The organism is Catenibacterium sp. UBA627, assembly GCF_002299355.1.
GTDB lineage: Bacteria > Bacillota_I > Bacilli_A > Erysipelotrichales > Coprobacillaceae > Catenibacterium > Catenibacterium mitsuoka.
This window is the reverse complement of sequence record NZ_DBPF01000106.1, coordinates 1-23,089: the sequence shown is the minus strand read 5'-3', so window position 1 is coordinate 23,089 and position 23,089 is coordinate 1. Positions and strand designations below refer to the sequence as shown.

Here is a 23,089-nt window from a genome sequence, read left to right as displayed (position 1 = left end):
GATGGAATTAGAAGCATTTTTATTAGTAAAAGAACCATTCAATGAAACAAGTGATTATATTAATCAGCCATTAGATGACAAAGTACGTCTTAATGCAGCTTTAAGTAATTTTATGTGGGAAGAAGCAGATGCATGTACTAAAAATCATACGGGAATGATTCATATCCATAAGGCAATTGAAACCATTCAGACAGACTGTCCTTTATTTGTAGAAGAAGTATGTTCAAACATTGATGAGAATGTTGTAGGAGTTTATATGAATGATGTCATTTATGAACCATCTTTTTATCAAACAATGGCCAAGATGATTGATCAGGATATGTTTCCTATTTATAACGTCATCTGGTTTGGTTTATATCCATTAGAAAATGGAGTAGGGGCTTATACGGATGGTCTTGAAAAGCTCGGCTATCATGAAATAGAAGTTTCTTCTATTGGGGAACCTATGGCTGTATTAGACTTCATTAAAGACACTGCACTCTATGTTATTATGAACAATGTGGTATTTAAAGATGGTGAAACTATTGGACTCACTATTGAACAGGTTTTGACTATTCATTTGGGTGAAAGTGAGATATTTGATACACCAACTTTTAGGATAGACGATCCTTTTCTTACCAATTTATGAAAATACTTTCATTTTTAAGTGATATCTATGTAATCATTATTTAATTTGTGTTAATATATTATCGAGGTGACAAAATATATGTATTATTTTATAGGTATTAAAGGTTCAGGAATGGCTTCTCTTGCGAGAATTCTATATGATTTAGGTTATGAAGTTGCAGGAAGTGATATTGATAAGTATATCTTCCTTGAAGATGGATTAAGAGAAAGAAATATTCCTATTTATTCATTTAACAAAGACAACATTAAAGACGGTATGGATGTTATTGTAGGGAATGCATTTGATCGATCTAATGAAGAAGTGGCTGCTGCAGAAGATAATCCTAATGTAACAATTCACCATTATTATGATTTCCTAGCTAAGCTTATGGATGATCATATTACTATCGGTATTGCAGGTACACATGGTAAGACTTCTACTACAGGTATGGCTTATCATTTGTTTAAAGATTATGATAAGACAAATGTATTAATTGGAGATGGTACAGGCTATGCTACTAAGGGTGCTAAGTATTTTATAGCTGAATGCTGTGAATATAAAGATCATTTCTTATGGTATCATCCAGATTATTCTTATATCAACAATATTGAAATGGATCATGTAGACTATTTCAAGTCAATGGAACAGTATGAACAGTCTTTTGAAAAATATGCCAACCAGGCAAAAAAGGCTATTGTCATCTGGGGTGATGATCCACATCTTCCACATTTGAATTATACAAAGAGAGTTGTAAAATTCGGTGTAAAAGACGGTAATGATGTTCAGGCTAAAAATGTGATTAATAATGAAAAAGGTCTTTCATTTGATGTATATATCTATGGTGATCTTTTTGGACATTTCACTTTACCATTCTATGGTATGCATACACTTTATAACACATTAGGTGTTATTACTTTAGGTTATCTTGAAGGTATGGACTTTGATTATATGCAGAGTCAGTTAAGTACATTTAAGGGAACTAAGAGACGTTATGCAGTGAAAGAAGTAGGCAATAACGTATATGTTGATGACTATGCACATCATCCAACAGCTATTAAATATGTAATTGAAGAAACAAGAACACGTTTCCCTGGTAAGCAGATTGTTGCGGTTTATCAGCCAGATAGATATTCACGTGGCTTAAGATTTGCGAAGGATTATGCACGAATCATGGATACAGTTGATCATCCATATTTTGTAGATTTCCCTAAAAATGCGCCAAAAGAACCAGGAATCGATATTGATGTCAGTGTTATTACTAAGAACCTACCTCGTTCTAAAGTGGTCACTGAAGATGAAGCAGGTGCAAAAGAATTGGCTCAATATGATAATGCAGTATTCTTATTTATGAGTCCTAAGGATATTTATAAGTTAGAAGATTTAGTTATTAAGGAAAAAGAAAAGGCATAGGAGGACATCCCATGGATATCTTAACAATTTGTCTATGTATTCTAGTGCTCGCTGGTGTATTTGCATTAGTGTCTCTAGGAGTATTTCTTATCCATGCACTTACAACTTTAAAGGATGTCAGTCATTTGGCACAGCATTTAGAAACAACAGTTTCTAAAGTAAATGTTACAGTGGATGATATTAACTATAAAATGGATAAGCTCAATGAACCTATCAATGTGGTAAGTGGTATTTTTAATAGGAAGAGATCAGGCGCAGGTGTTTTAGGAACGGTACTAGGCTTGAAAAATATCTTTAAGAAAAAATAGGAGGTATAATTATGAAATTCGGAAAAGTATTATTCGGAGTAGGATTAGGCGTTTTAGCTGGTTTATTATTTGCACCTAAGAAAGGTAGCGAATTAAGAGAAGACATCAAAGCTAAATCAAAATCTACTTATGACTGTTTAGCAAGTCTTACTAGAGAAGATGTTGAAGCTAAATTAGGAGAAACAATTGAAAATATTAAAAAGTCAGTAGATGAATTTGATCCTGATGATTTTAAAGAAACTACTAAAGAAAAAGTAGATGAAGTACAGAAAAAGTTAGAAATTCTAGCAGAAAAAGTAAAATCTAGTGAAAAATTTGATAAGGTGAAAGGTTCAGTTGTCGAAGTAACTGGACGTGTGAATCAGAAAATTGCTGAAGTGAAAACAATGATTAATGATAAGGCTGCCATGATTGATGATGATGTGATTGATCAGCAAATTGATGATGTTGAAAAACAGCTAGATGAAATGATTGAGGAAATCAAGGACTAGTATGAAGAAGAAAGTAACAATCTATGATGTTGCAGAAGCAGCTGATGTTTCACTTGCAACAGTTTCAAGAGTAATTAATGGTTCAAATGTTGTAAAGCCTGCAACAAGAGAACGTGTACTTGAAACAATTAAACGACTCGATTTCAAGCCTAATCAGATTGCAAGAGGTCTTGCAACTAGTAAAACTACAACTATTGCAGTTGTATTCCCACAGTCACTATTTGGACATGTAAAAGATATGATTGGTGGTATTGGAGATACTGGACGTACTTTAGATTTCAATATCATTATATATACAACTGATGAACTTGGTTTAGGTAATCCGATTGAAGAAGTAATTGAGAAAGTTATTAAATCAAGAGCTGATGGGATTGTATTATTCAATAATAACTGTATTAATAAAGAAATTGATCTCATTAAAAAATACCGTATTCCTGCAGTTGTTGTTGGATATAAGATTTCTGATGAAGATATCTGTTCTGTATATGTTGATGCAAAGAGTATTGCATATGATATGACTAAACAATTTATTGAACAGGGTAAAAAGGATATCTGCTTTGTAAGAGCAACTCAAAACTTAGTTGATTTAAATGATTTTGCGAAGGGTATTGAAGAAGCATTTAAAGATAGTGGTGTATCACTTCCTGAAGATTATATTGTGGATGTTTCTAACCATTATGAAGAAAGCTATCCTCAATTAAAGGAATATTTTGATACTCATAAGCATGATGTTGTTTTAACAGGCTATGACAAGGAAGCGGTCGCTGTTGTCAATGCAGCAATTGATCATGGTATCAATGTACCTGAAGATATGCAGGTTGTTGGTATGATGGATACAAGTTATGCTAATATTTGTCGTCCACCTCTTACTACTATTCATGTACCTGTATATGATATGGGTGCTATCGCAATCAGACTTCTTACAAAGATTTTAAATCATGAAGAAATTGATGAAGCAGAAGTGCCAATGCACTATGCGTTCATTAAGCGTAATACAACTAAATAACCAAAGAAGGATGCTGAGGCATCCTTTTTTACTGGTTTAGAATGTGCTAAAATAGTATGGGTCATTATAATTACTGGGAGGATTATATATGCTTAAAAATCAGTCTGATACTGCAAATATATTACGAGAAAGAAGCAAACTCAATAAGCGCTTGGCTTATGAAGGCTTACTTGTTGGTATCGTGTCAGGTGCTGTCTGTATCGTTTATCGTCTTGTTTTATCAAATGCAGAATCTATCTATTTTACTATAAGGGACTTTGTCGCACATAACGTGTCTTATTGGCCTTTGTGGATCATTGGCCTTATTGTATTAGGTCTTATAATTTCAGTCTTTTTAAAGTGGGAGCCTATGATTGGAGGCTCTGGTATTCCACAGCTAGAAGCAGAAGTACAGGGACGTATTGATGAATGCTGGTGGAGAGTCTTACTTGCAAAATTCTGTGCAGGTGCACTTGCACTTGTAGGCGGCTTATCATTAGGGAGAGAAGGTCCAAGTATCCAGCTAGGTGGTATGGTTGGTAAAGCTCTTGCGAAAAAAGGAAAACGTGTAAAAACTGAAGAACGTTATTTAATGACAGCAGGTGCCGCAGCTGGCTTATCAGCCGCATTCAATGCACCTCTTGCAGGTATCATGTTTGCTTTAGAAGAAGTTCATAAGAACTTCTCTACAAGTGCACTTGTTTCTGTAATGATTGCATCTATTACTGCGGATTTCTTAAGTAGAAATATCTTTGGGTTATCACCTACTTTAGCTTTCTCAATCAAAGAGACATTCCCTTTAAAGAATTATTTCTGGGTTATTATTCTCGGTATTGTCGCTGGTATATTAGGTGCTTTCTATAATAAGGTTACAATGGGAACTATTAAACTTTATAAGAAAACACCATTCTTAAAGAAACATCAAAGAGTCATTATACCCTTGGTGTTATCTGGAATTTTAGGATTTTATTGTCCACTTGTCATGGGTGGAGGACATAAACTTGTAGAATATCTCAATGAACCAAATCTTGTTTTATCTACTCTTGTCTTATTGTTTATATTAAAATTATTGATTTCATGTGTTTCATTTGGATCAGGTGCGGCTGGAGGAATCTTCTTTCCATTACTCATTCTTGGAAGTCTGATTGGTGCAAGTGTAGGTAAGGTTGCTATTATGTGTGGTGTTCCTTCTGAGTATTTTATGAACTTCATTATTATGGCAATGGCTGCTTACTTTAGTGCCATTGTAAGAGCACCGATTACTGGTATTGTGCTTATTGCGGAAATGAGTGGAACTTTAAAGATGCTCCTACCAATTGCGTTAGTATCCTTTGTTTCTTACTATGTCGCCAATCTTTTACATAGCGAACCAATTTATGAGAGTCTTTTAACAAATCTTTTAAACAATCAGCCTTATCATTCTATGGATGAATATGCGGATAGTAAGGAGCTTATTGGCTATACAGTTGGCCTTGGTTCAAAAACTTGTGATCAGTATATTAAGGATTTGCAGCTGCCACGCCGCAGTTTGATTGTTTCCGTTATTCGTGGTGGAGAAGAAATCATTCCAAAAGGGGATACTAAGCTTATTTCAGGAGATCGTGTCATTGTCTTAGTAGATGCATTCCACCTTGATGAGACGAAACTGATGTTGGAAAGTGTCTTTACAAGCTGATATTGACAAACATCATGAATTCATGTAGACTTTTAATTGCGATGAAGAAGACAAGTAATTCATATGCGCTGGTTTAGAGAACTTATGGCTGGTGAAAATAAGAGCAGCAGTATGAACGAATACACTTTGGAGCTTCTAGATGCAAAGTCTAGACGGTGAGTACACCGTTATCAACAAGAGAGCATGTCTATGACATGAATAAAGGTGGTAACGCGAGAATTCGTCCTTTGGATGGATTCTCTTTTATATTATAGGAGGAAATTATGACATTTTATGATGAATTAGTGTGGCGTGGCCTCATTAAAGATGTAAGTTCTGAAGACTTAAAAGATAAGTTAAATGCAGGAGGAATGACATTCTATATTGGTACTGACCCAACTGGGGATTCTTTACATATTGGACATTTCTCATCTTTCTTAATGTCTAAGAGATTAAAGGATGCAGGTCATCATCCAATTCTTTTAGTCGGTGGTGCAACTGGACAGATTGGGGATCCAAAGCCAACAACTGAAAGACCAATGATCACAAAAGAACAGGTACAGCATAACTTCGACTGCTTAAAGAAGCAGGCTGAAGACTTATTCGGTTTTGAAGTAGTCAATAACTTAGATTGGTCTAAGGATATAAATTTCATTGACTGGTTAAGAGATTATGGTAAATATTTTAATATCAACTACATGTTATCAAAGGATATTATCAAAAGAAGATTAGATGAAGGAATCACTTTCACTGAATTCTCTTATATGATTATGCAGGCAATGGACTTCTATTACCTACATGAAAATAAAGGCTGTGATTTACAGGTTGCTGGTCAGGACCAGTGGGGTAATATTACTGCAGGTATTGAATTAATTAGAAAGAAGACTGGTGATGAAGCATATGGATTCACTATGCCATTACTTACTAAGAGTGATGGTACTAAGTTTGGTAAATCAGAAGGAAATGCAATCTGGTTAGACAGAGAAAAGACTTCACCATACGAGATGTATCAGTTCTTCATTAATAGTGAAGACAGCAAAGTTATTGATTACTTAAAATATCTCACTTTCTTATCTAAAGAAGAAATTGAAGCATTAGAAGAATCAAATAAGAATGAACCACACTTAAGAAAAGCACATAAAGCACTTGCGAAAGAAGTTATTACTTTCATTCATGGTGCAGATGCTTATGAAGAAGCTGTCAACATTTCTGAAAAATTGTTCAGTGGTGATATCAAGAGCATGACTTATGAACAGGTAAAACAGTGCTTCAATGGTGTGCCAAGTATTGATGTCACTGAAGATGAACAGATTTTAAATGTATTAGTAAAAGCAGGTGCTGCTTCTAGTAATCGTGAAGCAAGACAGTTCGTAAAAGGTGGAAGTGTTCTTGTAAATGGTGAAAAGGTCACTGATGAAAAGTTTGTTGTATCTAAAGATAATGCTTTTGGTGGCAAGGTGACTGTTATTAGAAGAGGTAAGAAGAAGTACTTCGTTATTAATCATATCTAAGCAGACAATAGTCTGCTTTTTTTAGGAAGGATGTGAGTAGATGGATGGTATTATTTTAATTAATAAACCACAGGGTATGACAAGTCATGATGTCGTTAATTATGTGAGACGTATTATGCATACTAAAAAAGTAGGACATTGTGGCACACTAGACCCTTTGGCGACTGGTGTTTTAGTTATTGGTATTAATAAAGCCACTAAAGCAATGCAGTTTTTAATGAGTGAAGAAAAAGAATATCGTGCGACCCTTAAACTTGGCAGTGCTACAGATACATATGACTCTGAGGGTAAGGTTCTAGAAACTAAGCCTTTTACTGGTTATGATCATCTAGATGAAGTACTATCTTCTTTTAAAGGAGATTCTATGCAGAAGCCTCCGATGTATTCAGCTATTAAAATTAATGGTAAGAAGCTCTATGAATATGCCAGAGAAGGTATAGAAGTAGAAGTTCCAGAAAGGCCAATAACTATTTATAAACTTGATTTAGTCAATGCACATGATGATGAAATAACTATAGATGTTAAGTGCTCTAAAGGAACATATATCCGTTCTTTATGTGTAGATATTGGGAAGGCATTAGGCTATCCTGCTCATATGACTGCATTAGTAAGAAATCAGTCAGGGCATTTCACTATTGATCAGGCAGTGACTTTAGTTGAACTTGAAGAAAACAATGGACCAGTGATTCCGTTAGAAGAAGTATTCTCTTATTATGATTCTATTGTCGTAGATGAAAGAATTGTCATGACTGGTCAGAAAATCAAGAGTGACATAGATCATAATGTGGCTGTTTATTCAAAGGAAGGTAAGTTACTTGCAATATATGGCCCAGATGGAAAAGGTTCTTTAAAGAGCTTGAGGGGGCTTTTCTAATGAAGGTCATAAAAATGGAAGAGGCGAATTTAAAAGAACCTCTTTCTCTTGCAATTGGCTTTTTTGATGGTTTACATCTTGGTCATATGTCTTTGATTAATGAAGTATTGAAATATAAAGGAGAAACAAAAACAGCTGTCATGAGCTTTGATGTGCATCCTTTATGTGTCTTAAAGGGTGAAAAGAGACAATCAATTATCACTTTAGAAGAGAAAAAAGAGCTTCTAGAAGAAATGGGGATTGATTATCTCCTTGTTATTCATTTTACTAAGGAAGTAGCAGCATTAAGTCCACAGGCATTTATTGATGAATATTTAAATAAGCTTCCTTTGAAAAGACTTGTATGTGGTTATGATTTCCATTTTGGTGTTCATAACAGCGGTAATATAGAAGATCTGAAAAAACAGTCATTTGATCTTATTGTGAAAGATGCTGTTATGTATAATGAAACGGAAAAAGTATCCTCAACTCTTATTAAGAAACTGATGGATCAGGGAATGATTGAAGAAGTCAATACATTGCTTGATAGACCTTATCAAGTAAAGGGAACAGTTATTCATGGTAAACAAAGAGGACGCTTGATTGGCTTTCCTACATTAAATATTGATTATGGCATGAAATACTTACCTAAAAGAGGGGTATATGGCACAATTGTAGAAATCAATCATCGTTATTATATAGGAATGGCGAATATTGGTATGAATCCTACATTCAATGATATCAATCGTCTTTCATTAGAAGTCAACGTTTTTGATTTTGATGAAGATGTGTATGGTAAAGAAGTAGAGGTTACTTTCTATTTATATAAGCGTGAAGAAACTGTTTTTAATGGATTAGAAGGACTAAAAACACAGTTAACAGAAGACAAGAAATATTTAAGTCAAGTCATGAAAAAGTATTTGACTTTATATCAAAATAGTGTAGAATAAGCCTTGCAACAATGTCTAGGATATTTGTACCTCTTACATCTAGCTTGGATATTGCGAAGAGTATAATTTAGGAGGAAAACATAATGTTAACTAAAGAAGAAAAAGCTAAGATCATGGCTGAATATGGTCGCGTAGAAAAGGATACTGGTTCTCCAGAAGTTCAGATTGCATTATTAACTGCTGATATCAACAAGTTAAACGGTCACTTCAAACAGCATCCAAAGGATAATCATTCTAACAGAGGTCTTTTAAAGAAGATCGGTAAGAGAAGAGACTTATTAAAGTATCTTAAGAGTGAAGATCTTGATAGATATACAGCTTTAACTGATAAGTTAGGATTAAGAAGATAAAAAACAAAAGCCCTATGGGGCTTTTTTTCATGTCTCTGTCAAATAATTGTTTGTGTAATAGTTGATTTATGATATAATTTTGAAGAATATGAGGTGAATTTATGGCAAAACAAATTTTTAGTATGGATTTCTATGGTAAGAAAATCCAGGTTGAAGTCGGTGAAATGGCTAAACAAGCAAACGGCTCTTGTTTAGTAAGATATGATGATACAGTCGTTCTTTCTACAGCATGTGCAGGGAAAGAACCAAAAGATGTAGATTTCTTCCCATTAACAGTAACTTATGAAGAAAAGTTATATTCTGTAGGTAAGATTCCAGGTGGATTCTTAAAGCGTGAAGGCCGTCCTAGTGAACATGGTACATTAACTGCAAGAATGATTGATAGACCTATCCGTCCATTATTCGCAGATGGTTTCAGAAATGAAGTACAGGTTGTTAATACTGTACTATCAGTTGATCAGGAAGCAACTCCAGAAATGGCAGCAATGCTTGGTGCATCAATTGCATTATGTATTTCTGATATTCCATTCAATGGTCCAATTGCAGGTGTTAACGTAGGTTTAATTGATGGTGAATTTACTGTCAACGCAGGACCTGAAGATATGGCTAGAAGTGAAATCAACCTTGAAGTAGCAGGTACAAAGGATGCTATTAACATGGTTGAAGCTGATGCAAAAGAAGTTGACGAAGAAACAATGTTGAATGCATTGATATTCGGTCATGAAAAGATTAAGGAATTAATTGCTTTCGAGGAACAGATTGTAGAAGCTGTTGGCAAGGAAAAGATTGATGTTCCACTATTTGCATTAGATGAAAATATTGTTTCTAGCGTAGAAGCAATGGCTAAGGAAGAAATGATCAAAGCCATTTCTATTCCTGGTAAGCTTGAAAGATATGCTGCTATTGATGAATTAGATGCTAAGGTTGTAGAATCTTTTGAAGAAAAAGAATATGCAACTGCTGAAGAACATGATAAGACTATTAAACAGGTTAAGATGGTTCTTGGTGATCTTGAAAAAGAAGAAGTAAGACGTCTTATTACTGAAGAAAAGGTAAGACCTGATGGTCGTAAAGTAGATGAAGTACGTCCGTTAGACGCACAGGTGGATTTATTACCACGTGTACATGGCTCTGCTATGTTCACTCGTGGCGAAACTCAGGTATTATCTGCCTGTACACTTGGTGCATTAGGTGAAGTTCAGAAAATTGATGGTCTTGGAATGGAAGACCAGAAACGTTTCATGCATCATTATAACTTCCCACCATATTGTGTAGGCGAAACAGGAAGAATGGGTTCTCCAGGCAGAAGAGAAATCGGCCATGGTGCTTTAGGTGAAAGAGCCTTAAGACAGGTTATTCCTTCTGAAACAGAATTCCCATATACAATCAGAGTTGTTGCTGAAGTATTAGAATCTAACGGTTCTTCTTCACAGGCTTCTATTTGTGCATCAACTATGGCTTTAATGGCTGCTGGTGTTCCAATTAGTAATCCAGTGGCTGGTGTCGCTATGGGTCTTGTTAAAAAAGGCGAAAACTATACAATCTTAACTGATATCCAGGGTATGGAAGACCATCTTGGTGATATGGATTTCAAGGTTGCAGGTACAAAGAACGGTATCTGTGCATTACAGATGGATATCAAGATTGATGGTATTACTAAAGAAATTCTACAGGAAGCATTAGCTCAGGCAAAGGTTGCAAGAGGACAAATCATGGACTGCATGATGTCAGCAATTAGTGAACCTAGAGATCACTTAAGTCCATATGCTCCTAAGGTTGCTATGATGAAGATTGAACCTGAACAGATTAAAGATGTAATCGGTAAGGGTGGAGATATGATCAATAAGATTATTGCGGAAAGTGATAATGTTAAGATTGATATTGATGATGAAGGTAATGTTACTATCTATCATTACTCTCAGGAAGCCATTGACCATGCAATGGGTATGATCAAGGATTTAACTAGAAAAGTTGAAGTAGGCGAAATCTTCGATGGTAAGGCTGTAAGAGTTGAAGAAAAGTATGCATTTATTGAATTATTCCCTGGTACAAATGGATTCTTACATGTAAAAGATGTTGCTTGGGATAGAACAAATAAAGTCAGCGATGTGATCAATCTTGGCGATACAGTAAAGGTTAAAGTAACTCAGATTACTGATAAGGGTGTGAATGTTTCTAGAAAAGCATTATTACCAAAACCAATCGTTAAACATGAAGCACCTGCTGAGGAAAAGAAATAATGAAAGTTATTCTTGCAAGTACTTCTCCTAGACGAAAAGAACTGCTTGAAAGAGAAGGCATTGATTTTATTATCGATGCCTCTTCTATTACTGAATATCTTGATTCGTCTCTAGAAATAGAAGAAAGACTTAAGAAACTCGCATATGATAAAGGTATTTCTATTCATGAGAAATATCCTGATGATGTTGTAATCAGTGCTGATACAACAATCTATCATAATGGAAAGATTATTGGTAAAGCTCACAGTGCTCATGAAGCAAGAGAAATTCTTGAATCATTAAGTGGTGATACACATAGTGTGTTTACATCAGTAGCTGTATTCTATAAAAATCAGGTTTGTACATTTGTAGATGAAACAAAAGTTACATTCAAGAATATCAATGATATGATTGATGATTATCTTTCTATTGATGAATGGAAGGGTAAAGCGGGTGCTTATGCGATTCAGGGTATTGCAGGAAAATTCATTGAAGAAGTGCAGGGAGATATTGATAACGTCATTGGACTCCCAGTAAAGCATGTAATAGAAGTCATTGAAACAATGATTGAGAAGCCATTATAGGCTTCTTTTTTTATGCTTACATGTAAGCGCTTCATATTTATATTGAAAACGCTAACAATTTAATTTATAATAGAGAGTGGGATTTACATAAGGAGGAAATATCATGAATTCAAAAGTTAAAAAAATTGCGCTATTGTCTGGCGGAGGAGATTGCCCAGGCTTAAATGCGGTAATCAGAACAATCACTAAGATTGCGATTGAAAAATATAATTGGGAAGTCATTGGCTTTGTATATGGTTATCGTGGATTGTATAATAATAATTATGTTGAATTAACTGTAGACAAGGTAGAGGATATATATAAGGAAGGCGGAACTATTCTTTATAGTTCTAATAAGGATAACCTATTCGATTATCTTGTAGATGATGGAAATGGTGGGAAAGTAAGAAAAGACGTAAGTGATGTAGGCGTTGAAAATCTTAAGAAAGATGGTGTTGATGTATTAGTTGTATTAGGTGGCGATGGTACATTAACAAGTGCTAGAGATTTCAGCAGAAAAGGTGTCAATGTCATTGGTGTACCAAAGACTATGGATAATGACCTTACTTCTACAGATTTAACATATGGGTTCATCAGTGCGATGAGTGTTGGTACTGAATTCATAGATCGTCTTCAGACTACTGCAAAATCACATCATCGTGTCATCTGTTGTGAATTAATGGGTAGAGAAGCTGGATGGATTTCATTGTATGCAGGTCTTGCAGGTAATGCGGGTGTTGTATTGATTCCTGAAATTCCATTTACTATTGAAAATATTGCGAAAGCAGTTAAGAAACGTGATGAAGCAGGTCTTCCATATACTGTTATTGCAGTAGCTGAAGGTGCTAAGTATGCAGATGGTACAAAGTCAATCGGCAAGATTGTAGAAGATTCACCAGATCCAATTCGTTATTCTGGACTTGCTGCAAAGGTAGCTGATGATCTAGAAAAAGTCATTCCTAATCATGAAGTACGTTCTGTCAATCCGGGTCATATTATCCGTGGTGGTGATATTGATGCATATGACAGAATCTTATCTATCAGATTTGGTAATAAGGCATGTGCTATGATTGATGAGGGCTTATTTGGAAATGTTGTATCATTAAAGGGTGGCAACATGGAATATACTTCACTTGAAGAAGTAATCGGTGATGCGAAGTTTGGTAAGCAGAAGCTTGTTGATCCTAATGGAGATCTTGTTCAGGCTGCTAAAGCCATGGGCGTATCATTTGGTGATGAATAATAAGACAAGAACCTTACATTTTGTAAGGTTTTTTAATTATGTTGACAGATAGTCTAATTTTGATAAAATGGAAACTCAAGGAGGCAAAAATGATAGAAGAACTTATTGAAGAAGGCCAGTATCAAGTCGCATTAAGTCGTTTGACAGATATGGATGACGAGATGACTAGATATTATCGTCTTGTATGCTTGAATGCATTAGAAGATTATCAAAGATGTATGCAGGAAGGGGCCGTTGCGAAAATGCAGGCCAATAACACTTATTATGAAGTGACTGCTTTATATTTAAATGCTTTAAAAGAACTTGAAGAATATGAACAGGCAATTAATATTCTTATTGAAGAATTATCCATGCCTTATATCCCTCAGCAGTATGAAAACTTATTCAATGCGGTTTATGATGAAATTATTCTTATGAAGCAGGAAAAGAATTACCAGCTAGAAAACAAGAGTACCATTATGTCTGCACAGGAAATTGGTCGTCTGCTTGATAGAGATGAAGTGAATGATGATTTGATTTATATGGCACTTGATCAATTGCAGCAGTTAAACATCCGTATGATCATTCCTGAAGTAGGAAGATTCTTAGAAAATCCTTATAAGTCATCTTTTGCGAAGACACTTATTATGGAAATCTTGATTGATCAACAGGTGGATGAAGAATTCACTGTAGTGAAAGGTGATGAAACATATTACTTTAATGGCTCTTATAGTCCTTTAGTATTAGAAAGAGAATGTTACATATTGATTGGTAAATCTCTTTCAAGAGTATTAGAAGATCATAATCCTACGCTTCTCTCACAATGTCTCGATTATTTGGAATATTATCTTTATACTCTCTATCCTAAAGATATTATGCCAGAAGACTGTGACCTAGTTGCAGCAACTATACACTATTATGTTGCGACTTTACAGAATATACCAGTCGATCCATCTGATATAGAAATTGATTACAATTGCGATTTATCAGACATTGAAAAAGAAATCTTAGCACTCAAACAATTAGAGTGTTAAATTGTTGCATTGCATGAATCTTTCATGTATAATAGCAATTGCAAATAGTAAAGGAGATTAAGAAATGAATACAGAAGTTAAAAAACTTGAGAAATCAATGGTTGAAATCAAAGCCGTTTTCGATACAGAAGAATGGGCAGCAGCTCAGGAAAAGGCTTTAAATAAGTTAGCTGGTTCAGTTAAGTTAGATGGTTTCAGAAAGGGACATGCTCCAAAGAATTTAATAAAAGCTAAGATTGGTGCTAAGGCATTAAGAGAACAGGCTGTTGAAGAAATCTTAAGCGAAAACTATGCTAAGATCTTCATTGACAACAATGTAACTCCAGTTGCTCAGCCAACTGCAAACGTTGTTAAGTCTACTGAAACTGAATTAGAAGTAACTTTCACTTGTCCAGTTAAACCTGAATTCGAATTAGGTGAATACAAAGGATTAGAAGTTAAGAAGACTCAGGTAAGAGTAACTAAGAAAGATGTTGAAGAAAGATTAAATGACTACCAGAAGCAGTTTGCTGAATTAGTAGTTAAAGAAGAAGGAACAGTTGAAGAAGGCGATACAGCTGTTATCGATTATGAAGGTTTCAAAGATGGTGTTGCTTTTGAAGGCGGAAAAGCAGAAAACTATTCACTTGAAATCGGTTCTCACTCATTCATCCCTGGATTTGAAGAAGGTCTAGTTGGTATGACTGCTGGTGAAGAAAAAGAAATCAACTTAACTTTCCCTAAAGAATATCATGCAGCTGATTTAGCAGGTGCTGATGTAGTATTCAAGGTTAAAGTTCATGAAATCAAAGCAAAGGTTTTACCTGAAATTGATGATGAATTAGCAAAAGATGTTAACATTGAAGGTGTTGAAACATTAGAACAGTTACAGGAAAAGATCAAAGATCAAATCAGAACTACGAAGAAGGCTGAAGCTGAAAACAAGTTCAACGAAGAAGTAATTAAGGCTGTTGTTGCTAACAATACAATCGATGTACCAGATGCAATGGTTGATAGCGAAGTTATGAACATCATTAACGAAATCAACCAGAACTTATCTCAGCAGGGATTAAACATTGAATTATACACTAAGATGACTGGTAAGACAATGGATGATATCAAGGCTGATGTTAAGGATCAGGCTGAAGAAAGAGTTAAGTTAAACTTAATCCTTGATAAGATCGTTAAGGCTGAAAACATTGAAGTGACTGATGCAGAAATGGAAGATGAAATGAAAGAAATCGCTACATACTACAACATGCCACTTGAAGAAGTTCAGAAGGTTCTTGGTGGTCAGGAACATGTATTAAAGGGTGATTTAACTCACAGAAAGGCTCTTCAGTTAATAAAAGATAATGTGAAATAAGACGCCTATGCGTCTTATTTTTTCTAAGAAAGGAGAAATAGGTTATGGAAAATTTAAATGTGACAGTTGATCTTCCTGTTATTTGTACGCGCGGTATGCTTGTATTTCCAGGACATGAATTGTCTTTAGATGTAGGACGTACATTTTCCTTAAATGCAATGGATCTATCTGTTAGTCAGCATGATTCTAATATTGTATTAGTGTCACAGATCCATCCTTTAGAAGAAGAAATAAATTTTGACATGGTTTACCACCATGCCACACTTTGTAAAATTACAAAACGTATTAAAAAAGATAATCATGGTACTATCAAGCTTACTGTAGTAGGTGAAAAGCGTGTTGAATTAGAATCACTTTATACTGAAGGTGAATGCTATTATGCAAAGGTACGCTATTTAGAAGATATCCATGGTGATCAAAATGAAGAAATTGCTTTAGTACGTAGAATTACTGAACAGATGCAGTCGATGAATGGGGCAAGTCAGCTATTACCTAGAGAATTGATTGCAAATATTACTAACGGCTTATCAGCAAGTGAACTTGCTGATACTATCGGTCATTATATTAACTCTGAACTTGTTGAAAGAGAAAAGATTCTTGCCGAGCCTGATGTAAATAAGCGTCTTTTATTAGTTCTTGCATGTATGCAGAAAGAAAAGGCAATAAATGAAATTGAAAATTCTATCAATAATCGTGTTAAGAAGAGTATTGATGAAAACCAGAAAGAATTCTATTTAAGAGAAAAGCTTAAAGCGATTAAAGAAGAATTAGGTGATACACCTAATGGTGAGGATGAAGTTGAGAGATTCCGTTCTATGATCAAAGATAATCCTTATCCACAGAATGTTAAAGATAAGTTGACTGAAGAGTTAGCACGTTATGAAATGATGCCTTCTACTTCACCTGAAGCCAATGTTGTTCGTACATATCTTGATTGGATGACTAAACTTCCTTGGTTTGAAATGACTGAAGATAATCAGGATATAACTAAAGTAGAACAGATCCTTGATGAAGATCATTTTGGTTTAAAGAAACCTAAAGAAAGAATTTTGGAACAACTTGCTGTAAAACAGATGACCCAGTCTTTAAAGGCACCTATTATCTGTTTAGTAGGCCCACCAGGTGTTGGTAAGACTTCTATTTCTAAATCTATTGCACGTGCATTAGATCGTAAATTTGTGAAGATTTCTTTAGGTGGTGTCACTGATGAATCAGAAATCAGAGGACATCGTAGAACTTATTTAGGTTCAATGCCGGGTAGAATTATTCAGGGTATGAAAAAAGCTGGTGTCATGAATCCTGTCTTCTTACTTGATGAAATTGATAAGATGGCAAGTGATTATAAGGGTGATCCTACAAGTGCGATGCTTGAAGTATTAGACCCTGAACAGAATTCTATGTTCTCAGATAACTATATTGAAGAACCATATGATTTATCACAGGTTTTATTTATTGCGACTGCAAATGATTTAGGAGGTATTCCAGAACCGTTACGTGATAGATTAGAAATCATTGAATTATCTTCATATACTGAACAAGAAAAACAGATGATTGCGAAAGATCATCTGATTAAGAAAGAACTTAAGAATCATGGTTTAACTGATGAACAGTTAACTATTACTGATGAAGCTATCATGTATATAATTAGACACTATACACGTGAAGCAGGTGTCCGTCAGTTAGAAAGACTTATTGCGGCAATCTGTAGAAAATCAGTATTAAAGATTCTTAAAAAGACAACTGATCATGTTGTTGTAGAAGTTGAAGATTTAGAAGAATTATTAGGTAAAGCACCATTTGATCATACAAAGAAACAGCCAAAGCCTCAGGTAGGTGTTGTGACTGGTTTAGCATGGACTCAGTTTGGTGGCGATATTCTTCCAATTGAAGTGAATCACTTTAAAGGTAGCGGTAAATTTATAGTGACTGGTCAGCTGGGTGATGTCATGAAGGAATCTGCATCAATTGCATTAGACTATCTTAAGGCCCATGCTGATAAGTATAACTTGAAGGATATTGATTTTGATAAGCAGGATATTCATATTCATGTACCTGAAGGTGCAGTGAAGAAGGATGGACCAAGTGCTGGTGTCACTTTAACAACTGCTATTTATTCAGCCTTTACACAAAAACCTGTACGTGATGATGTCGCAATGACAGGTGAAGTGACATTAACTGGTAATGTATTACCAATTGGTGGTTTAAAAGAAAAATCAATTTCCGCTCATCGTTCTGGTATTCATACAATCATTATTCCTAAGGATAATGCCAAGGATATTGACGATATTCCAGAATCAGTAAGAAAAGATTTAACTATCATCACAGCAGATCATATTGATACTGTTTTAGAAAATGCATTGGTAAAGTAGTATGTATATGATTAAAAAAGCCGAATTCATGTTATGTGCAGCCTGGCCAAGTCAGTGGCCGGATGAATCATTACCTGAAGTAGTCATGGCTGGACGTTCAAATGTAGGAAAGTCAAGGTTTATTAATACAGTAACCAATGTACAGGGGCTTGCGAAAGTGAGTTCTACTCCTGGTAAGACGCGTACTCTTAATTTTTTCAATATTAACGATGAATTAAGACTGGTCGATGTGCCAGGATATGGCTATGCGAAAGTGCCAAAGAAGATGTTAGAGCAGTTCTCAGAAATGATTGACAATTACTTACGTAATAGAAAGAATCTTAAAGCGATGATTCTTATTGTGGATTATCGTCATAAACCAAAAGATGATGATGTGACAATGTATGACTATGCAAAGCATTTTGGTATTCCAGTTATTGTTGTCGCAACGAAAGAAGATAAGCTTAAACGTAATGAACTTGTCAAGAATGAGAAGCTTATTAAAGAAACATTGGATTTTGATCCGAATGACCACTTTGTACGTTTTTCTAGTTTAAAGAAAAAAGGCGTCAGAGAAGTCTGGGATTGTATCTTAGAACTATGCGAAGAGAGATGATAAATCTCTCTTTTTTTCTTTCTTCACAAATGCCTTATTTTAGTATATAATGTGTCGCAAGAAGGGAGTTTTTTGATGATTAAGATTTTATTATGCTGTGCATCAGGGATGAGTACAAGCTTGCTTGTAGAAAAGATGAAAAGAGCAGCAGCTAAACAGAGCGTGGAAGCAGAAATCTGGGCAGTGAATGCTGAAAATACAGATTTAAAGGATGTAGAGGCTGATATTATATTTCTAGGCCCACAGGTTCGCTATGCAAAGGATGAAATTCAGGAAACTGTTGGTTCTATTCCAGTTTATATGATTGGTATGAAGGACTACGGTATGATGAATGGTGAATCAGTACTTGAACAGGCTTTAGAATATCTAGGTAAATAAGTTCATTGACTTTGGACTATGCCTTTGGTAGAATAATAGCAAGCGTTGAAGAGGAGGAGTACAGTTATTCTTCTTAAAGAGACCTCTTGGTTGGTGTGAAAGAGGAGAGTGAAGACTGGAAGGTAGCCTTGGAGCATATTTGGTGAATGAAGTAGTCAGATACGTAATACTGCGTTAAAGTAAAGAGACATACAGAGTATGTGAAATAAGGTGGTACCACGATACAGTCGTCCTTATGCACATTCTCTTTTTTTATTTTTAAGGAGGAACTATGGAATACAGAACACCGATATTAGTGGTTTTTACTCTATTTGCAGTAACATTAGGTTATTTCTATTATAAAAAGAGAAAATCCATTAAAGAAAAACAGATGGAGGAAGCATTACGTTTTGCAGACTTTAAAGAAAAAAACAAGCATTTTACATCGGAAAAGTTTGATGCCTGCAGTGATCAAGATTTAGTGAATCTAATTGTTGCACGCATTGGAGATTTAGAAGACGAAGATGAAAACTTCCTAGATAAGTTAAATATGGAAGAAAGAACTGTCTATGGTATCAGTCAGTTAAATGAATGTGTAAGTACTACTAAAACAATTCGTTCTTTTTTTGAAACACCTGCTTATTCAGTATATGCGGATGAATTAGAAACTTATTTCAATAATGTACGTGAACCACAGATTGCTGAATTAGTAAAGAGTGCAAAGAGATTAAATGAAATCATGGAAAATGGTGAAGAAGACGAAGATATGGGTGATTATTCTTCTTATAATTTCTCGGATTTCACGCATGAATATATCACTATGATTGCAGGTACAGATTTCATGCCTAAATTAACTAAATATATTAGAGAACATAAAGAATCATTTATCGAGGGGGATGAACAGAATGAAGAAAGAGTTACCGACTAAATATGACCATTTAGCTGTAGAAAAAGGTAAATATCAGCATTGGTTAGACAAGGAATATTTTACAGCTGGAGATTTAACAAAGAAGCCTTACAGTATTGTTATTCCACCACCAAATGTAACTGGTAAATTACATTTAGGTCATGCTTGGGATACAACTATGCAGGATATGATTATCCGTTATAAGAGAATGCAGGGTTATGACGCATTATGGTTACCAGGTATGGACCATGCTGGACTTGCAACTCAGGCTAAGGTAGAAGCAAGACTTAGAGAACAGGGAATTTCTCGTTATGATCTAGGAAGAGAAAAGCTTGTTGATAAGATCTGGGAATGGAAAGAAGAATATGCAGATATTATTCGTGCACAGTGGGCTAAACTAGGATTATCACTAGATTATTCAAAGGAAAGGTTTACTTTTGATGAAGGTTTATCAGATGCTGTTAAAGAAGTATTTGTTAGATTATATGAAAAGGGATTAATCTACCAGGGTGAAAAGATTATCAACTGGGACCCAGTACAAAGAACTGCATTATCAAATATCGAAGTATATCACGAAGATATTGAAGGCCATATGTATTACTTCAATTATCATATTGTTGGTTCTGATGATATTTTAGTCATTGCCACTACACGTCCAGAAACAATGTTTGCTGATCAGGCAATTTTTGTACATCCTGATGATGAAAGATATAAGAAATATGTTGGTATGAAGGCAATCAACCCTGCTAATGGTGATGAACTACCAATTATGGCTGATAGCTATATTGATCTTGATTTTGGTACTGCTGTTATGAAATGTACACCAGCACATGACCCAAATGACTTCCAGCTAGCAAAGAAGTACAATCTTCCAATGCCTAAGTGTATGAATGAAGATGGTACTATGAATGATTTGGCTGGTAAATATAAAGGAATGGATCGTTTTGAATGCCGTGAAGCTTTATTAAAGGATTTCGAAGAAGCTGGTGTTGTTGACCATATTGAAACTATTGTGCATTCAGTCGGTCACTCAGAACGTTCTCATGCAATTGTAGAACCTTATTTATCTAAGCAGTGGTTTGTAAAGATGAAGCCATTAGCTGAAAATGCATTAAAGAATCAGGAAACTGATGATAGAGTAGACTTCGTTCCAGAAAGATTTGAAAAGACATTCTCTAACTGGATGAATAACATTGAAGACTGGTGTATTTCACGTCAGGTATGGTGGGGACATCGTATTCCTGCATGGTACAATAATGAAACAGGTGAGTTATATGTAGGAAAAGAAGCACCTGAAGATATTGAAAATTGGACTCAGGATGAAGATGTTCTTGATACATGGTTCTCAAGTGCTTTATGGCCATTCTCAACTATGGGCTGGCCTAATACAGAAGATCCAATGTTTAAGAGATACTTCCCGACTGATACATTAGTAACAGGCTATGACATTATCTTCTTCTGGGTAAGTCGTATGATGTTCCAGTCTATTGAATTTACTGGTAGAAGACCTTTCAAGAATGTTTTAATTCATGGCTTAATTAGAGATGAACAGGGTCGTAAGATGTCTAAGTCTTTAGGCAATGGTGTTGACCCAATGGATGTTATTGATGAATATGGAGCTGATTCATTAAGATGGTTCTTATTAAATAACTCTTCACCAGGAGCTGATATGCGTTATGTACCAGCTAAATTAAAATCTACTTGGAACTTCATTAATAAGATCTGGAACAGTGCACGTTATGTATTAATGAATATTGATGAAGATCAGCAGTTAGAAGAATTAGATTATGCAACACTTAACTTAGCAGATAAGTGGATCTTAAATAGATTAAATGAAGTAATTAGAAGTGTTGATGAAAACATGGATAAATTTGAATTTATTAATGTTGGAACTGAATTATATCGTTTTATCTGGGATGATTTCTGCTCATGGTATATCGAATTATCTAAACTTCATTTAACTGGTGATGATGAAGTAGCTAAGAAATCTGCATTAAATACATTAGTATATGTGTTAAATACTATTGTTAGATTATTACATCCAATCATGCCATTCGTAACTGAAGAAATCTATCAGGCTATTCCACATAACGAAGAATCTATTGTTATTTCTAAGTGGCCAGAAGTAAATCCAGAATACGATAATGATACAATTAATGATCAGTTTGCTTACTTAATTGATATTATTAAGGGTGTAAGAGAAATCAGACATACTTATGTAATCAAGAACAGCATTGAAGTAGATTATACTATTACTACTAAGCAGGATGATCTTGAAGCATTATTAAAAGAAATTGCGCCTTATGTCAGCAAATTAGTTAATGCAAATTGTGTTGGATATAATGTACCAACTAGCAAGAATAATGCGACTGAAGTTATCAAGGGTGGTAATACACTTAATATTGACTTAGGTCAGTATATTGATATGGAAGCTGAAAAAGCAAAGGTTGAAAAGGAAATCAAGAAGCTTGAAGGTGAAATCAAGCGTGGTGAAGGTATGTTATCTAACCCTAATTTCACATCTAAAGCACCTGCTGCAAAAGTTGAAGAAGAAAAAGCAAAACTTGAAGATTATCGTTCTAAATATGCTGCAGCAAAAGAAAAACTTGCAAAGATGAATTAATTAAAATCCCCATTTATTTGGGGATTTTTTTAGTAATTATTGATTTTATCGAGTATAGATAAAGTAGAGGGAGCAGAAAGGGGTAAATATGTACGAGTTATCTAGAGAAAGACAAGAGCAGATCAATGGTGGGAGTGCATTGACTTATATAGTATATGCACTTTTAGGTATTGCAGGAGTTAAGTTATTGAGAGCATCACGTGGATACCTTAGACTTGGTCGTATAATAATGATGCAATAGAAAAAATTTTGAGTAAATAGATGATATATAGCGTATAGATATAGTGAGGGAGCAGAAAGGAGTAAATATGTACGAGTTATCCGTAGAAAGACAGGAGCAGATCAGTGGTGGAAGTGCGTTGACTTATATAGTATATGCACTTCTAGGTATTGCAGGATTAAATTTGCTTAGATCAGCTAAAGGTCGTCTCAGATTAGGTCGTCTTATTACATTAGAATGGGGAAATTAGGAAGAGAAGGGTGCAATTCGCACCCTTATTTGTAAGGAAGGGGAATATGTTGAATAAATTTGTGAGAGAAGATAGTTCAATACATTATCATTGTAATGAATTAAAAGTTAAACTAGATTTAAATAAATTTGCATTTACAATTAATGGGGCAAGCTCGCAAAAAACTGATTAAATAGTAACAATTAATTATTTAGAAAGACGTTTGATTAAAGAAAAAATCAGTTTTTCAAGAAATGAAAAGAATTTTAATTACCCATAATCAACAG

21 protein-coding genes and 2 other annotated features are annotated in these 23,089 nt (G+C 34.7%); all 21 genes read left to right on the top strand.

The features are described 5' to 3' along the window. Nucleotide 1 precedes the first annotated feature (1 nt). The 21 genes from B2S90_RS06790 (at nt 2) to B2S90_RS06690 (ending at nt 22,823) form a co-directional block, all read left to right on the top strand. Nucleotides 2-628, top strand: a complete 627-nt coding sequence (locus B2S90_RS06790; RefSeq protein ID WP_055288711.1) for a DUF4261 domain-containing protein — start codon at nt 2-4, stop codon at nt 626-628. A 78-nt stretch (nt 629-706) separates the two neighbouring features. After that, on the top strand, nt 707-2,017 hold the full coding sequence (locus B2S90_RS06785) for a UDP-N-acetylmuramate--L-alanine ligase (RefSeq protein WP_006504365.1): 1,311 nt from the start codon (nt 707-709) through the stop codon (nt 2,015-2,017). 11 nt (nt 2,018-2,028) lie between these two features. After that, nucleotides 2,029-2,325 (top strand): DUF948 domain-containing protein, encoded by a 297-nt coding sequence (locus B2S90_RS06780; RefSeq protein WP_055233432.1) that lies wholly within the window; start codon nt 2,029-2,031, stop codon nt 2,323-2,325. 11 nt (nt 2,326-2,336) lie between these two features. Beyond that, the gene (locus B2S90_RS06775) at nt 2,337-2,816 is read left to right on the top strand and encodes a YtxH domain-containing protein (RefSeq protein WP_055233431.1); all 480 of its coding nucleotides are present in this window, start codon (nt 2,337-2,339) and stop codon (nt 2,814-2,816) included. A gap of 1 nt (nt 2,817) precedes the next feature. After that, nucleotides 2,818-3,822, top strand: a complete 1,005-nt coding sequence (locus B2S90_RS06770; protein WP_055288712.1) for a LacI family DNA-binding transcriptional regulator — start codon at nt 2,818-2,820, stop codon at nt 3,820-3,822. A gap of 88 nt (nt 3,823-3,910) precedes the next feature. Then, nucleotides 3,911-5,476, top strand: a complete 1,566-nt coding sequence (locus tag B2S90_RS06765) for a ClC family H(+)/Cl(-) exchange transporter (protein ID WP_286696769.1) — start codon at nt 3,911-3,913, stop codon at nt 5,474-5,476. 32 nt (nt 5,477-5,508) lie between these two features. Continuing rightward, nucleotides 5,509-5,707, top strand: a binding site (T-box leader). Nucleotides 5,708-5,739: 32 nt separating this feature from the next. Further along, the gene (gene tyrS, locus B2S90_RS06760; protein ID WP_006504360.1) at nt 5,740-6,966 is read left to right on the top strand and encodes a tyrosine--tRNA ligase; all 1,227 of its coding nucleotides are present in this window, start codon (nt 5,740-5,742) and stop codon (nt 6,964-6,966) included. A 40-nt stretch (nt 6,967-7,006) separates the two neighbouring features. Next, a complete protein-coding gene (gene truB / locus B2S90_RS06755) occupies nt 7,007-7,840 on the top strand; it encodes a tRNA pseudouridine(55) synthase TruB (RefSeq protein ID WP_147556417.1) in 834 nt (277 codons plus the stop codon). Beyond that, nucleotides 7,840-8,769, top strand: a complete 930-nt coding sequence (locus B2S90_RS06750) for a bifunctional riboflavin kinase/FAD synthetase (protein ID WP_147556416.1) — start codon at nt 7,840-7,842, stop codon at nt 8,767-8,769. Before truB ends, B2S90_RS06750 begins: the two co-directional genes overlap by 1 nt. An 83-nt stretch (nt 8,770-8,852) precedes the next feature. Continuing rightward, the gene (gene rpsO / locus B2S90_RS06745; RefSeq protein WP_006504357.1) at nt 8,853-9,119 is read left to right on the top strand and encodes a 30S ribosomal protein S15; all 267 of its coding nucleotides are present in this window, start codon (nt 8,853-8,855) and stop codon (nt 9,117-9,119) included. A gap of 101 nt (nt 9,120-9,220) precedes the next feature. Beyond that, the gene (gene pnp / locus B2S90_RS06740) at nt 9,221-11,359 is read left to right on the top strand and encodes a polyribonucleotide nucleotidyltransferase (RefSeq protein ID WP_278861796.1); all 2,139 of its coding nucleotides are present in this window, start codon (nt 9,221-9,223) and stop codon (nt 11,357-11,359) included. After that, complete coding sequence (locus B2S90_RS06735) at nt 11,359-11,922, top strand: Maf family protein (RefSeq protein ID WP_278779589.1); 564 nt, start codon at nt 11,359-11,361, stop codon at nt 11,920-11,922. The genes pnp and B2S90_RS06735 overlap by 1 nt, the downstream gene beginning before the upstream one ends. Before the next feature lie 103 nt (nt 11,923-12,025). Next, nucleotides 12,026-13,144, top strand: coding sequence for a 6-phosphofructokinase (locus tag B2S90_RS06730; RefSeq protein WP_006504354.1), 1,119 nt, complete (start codon nt 12,026-12,028; stop codon nt 13,142-13,144). Between the two features lie 89 nt (nt 13,145-13,233). Continuing rightward, nucleotides 13,234-14,157 (top strand): hypothetical protein, encoded by a 924-nt coding sequence (locus B2S90_RS06725; RefSeq protein WP_286696768.1) that lies wholly within the window; start codon nt 13,234-13,236, stop codon nt 14,155-14,157. 64 nt (nt 14,158-14,221) lie between these two features. Then, nucleotides 14,222-15,502, top strand: coding sequence for a trigger factor (gene tig / locus B2S90_RS06720; protein ID WP_278779593.1), 1,281 nt, complete (start codon nt 14,222-14,224; stop codon nt 15,500-15,502). 44 nt (nt 15,503-15,546) lie between these two features. Next, nucleotides 15,547-17,871 (top strand): endopeptidase La, encoded by a 2,325-nt coding sequence (gene lon / locus B2S90_RS06715; protein WP_278860718.1) that lies wholly within the window; start codon nt 15,547-15,549, stop codon nt 17,869-17,871. A gap of 1 nt (nt 17,872) precedes the next feature. After that, nucleotides 17,873-18,466 (top strand): ribosome biogenesis GTP-binding protein YihA/YsxC, encoded by a 594-nt coding sequence (yihA, locus tag B2S90_RS06710; RefSeq protein ID WP_286696767.1) that lies wholly within the window; start codon nt 17,873-17,875, stop codon nt 18,464-18,466. Nucleotides 18,467-18,541: 75 nt separating this feature from the next. Continuing rightward, on the top strand, nt 18,542-18,844 hold the full coding sequence (locus B2S90_RS06705) for a PTS sugar transporter subunit IIB (protein WP_278779599.1): 303 nt from the start codon (nt 18,542-18,544) through the stop codon (nt 18,842-18,844). Nucleotides 18,845-18,880: 36 nt separating this feature from the next. After that, nucleotides 18,881-19,082, top strand: a binding site (T-box leader). Nucleotides 19,083-19,115: 33 nt separating this feature from the next. After that, nucleotides 19,116-19,751, top strand: coding sequence for a hypothetical protein (locus B2S90_RS06700; RefSeq protein ID WP_055233419.1), 636 nt, complete (start codon nt 19,116-19,118; stop codon nt 19,749-19,751). After that, nucleotides 19,729-22,353, top strand: a complete 2,625-nt coding sequence (locus B2S90_RS06695) for a valine--tRNA ligase (protein WP_278779601.1) — start codon at nt 19,729-19,731, stop codon at nt 22,351-22,353. The genes B2S90_RS06700 and B2S90_RS06695 overlap by 23 nt, the downstream gene beginning before the upstream one ends. Nucleotides 22,354-22,661: 308 nt before the next feature. After that, nucleotides 22,662-22,823 carry a hypothetical protein gene (locus tag B2S90_RS06690; RefSeq protein WP_187114824.1) on the top strand — a complete coding sequence of 54 codons (162 nt, stop codon included), beginning with the start codon at nt 22,662-22,664 and terminating at the stop codon, nt 22,821-22,823. Nucleotides 22,824-23,089 lie beyond the last annotated feature (266 nt).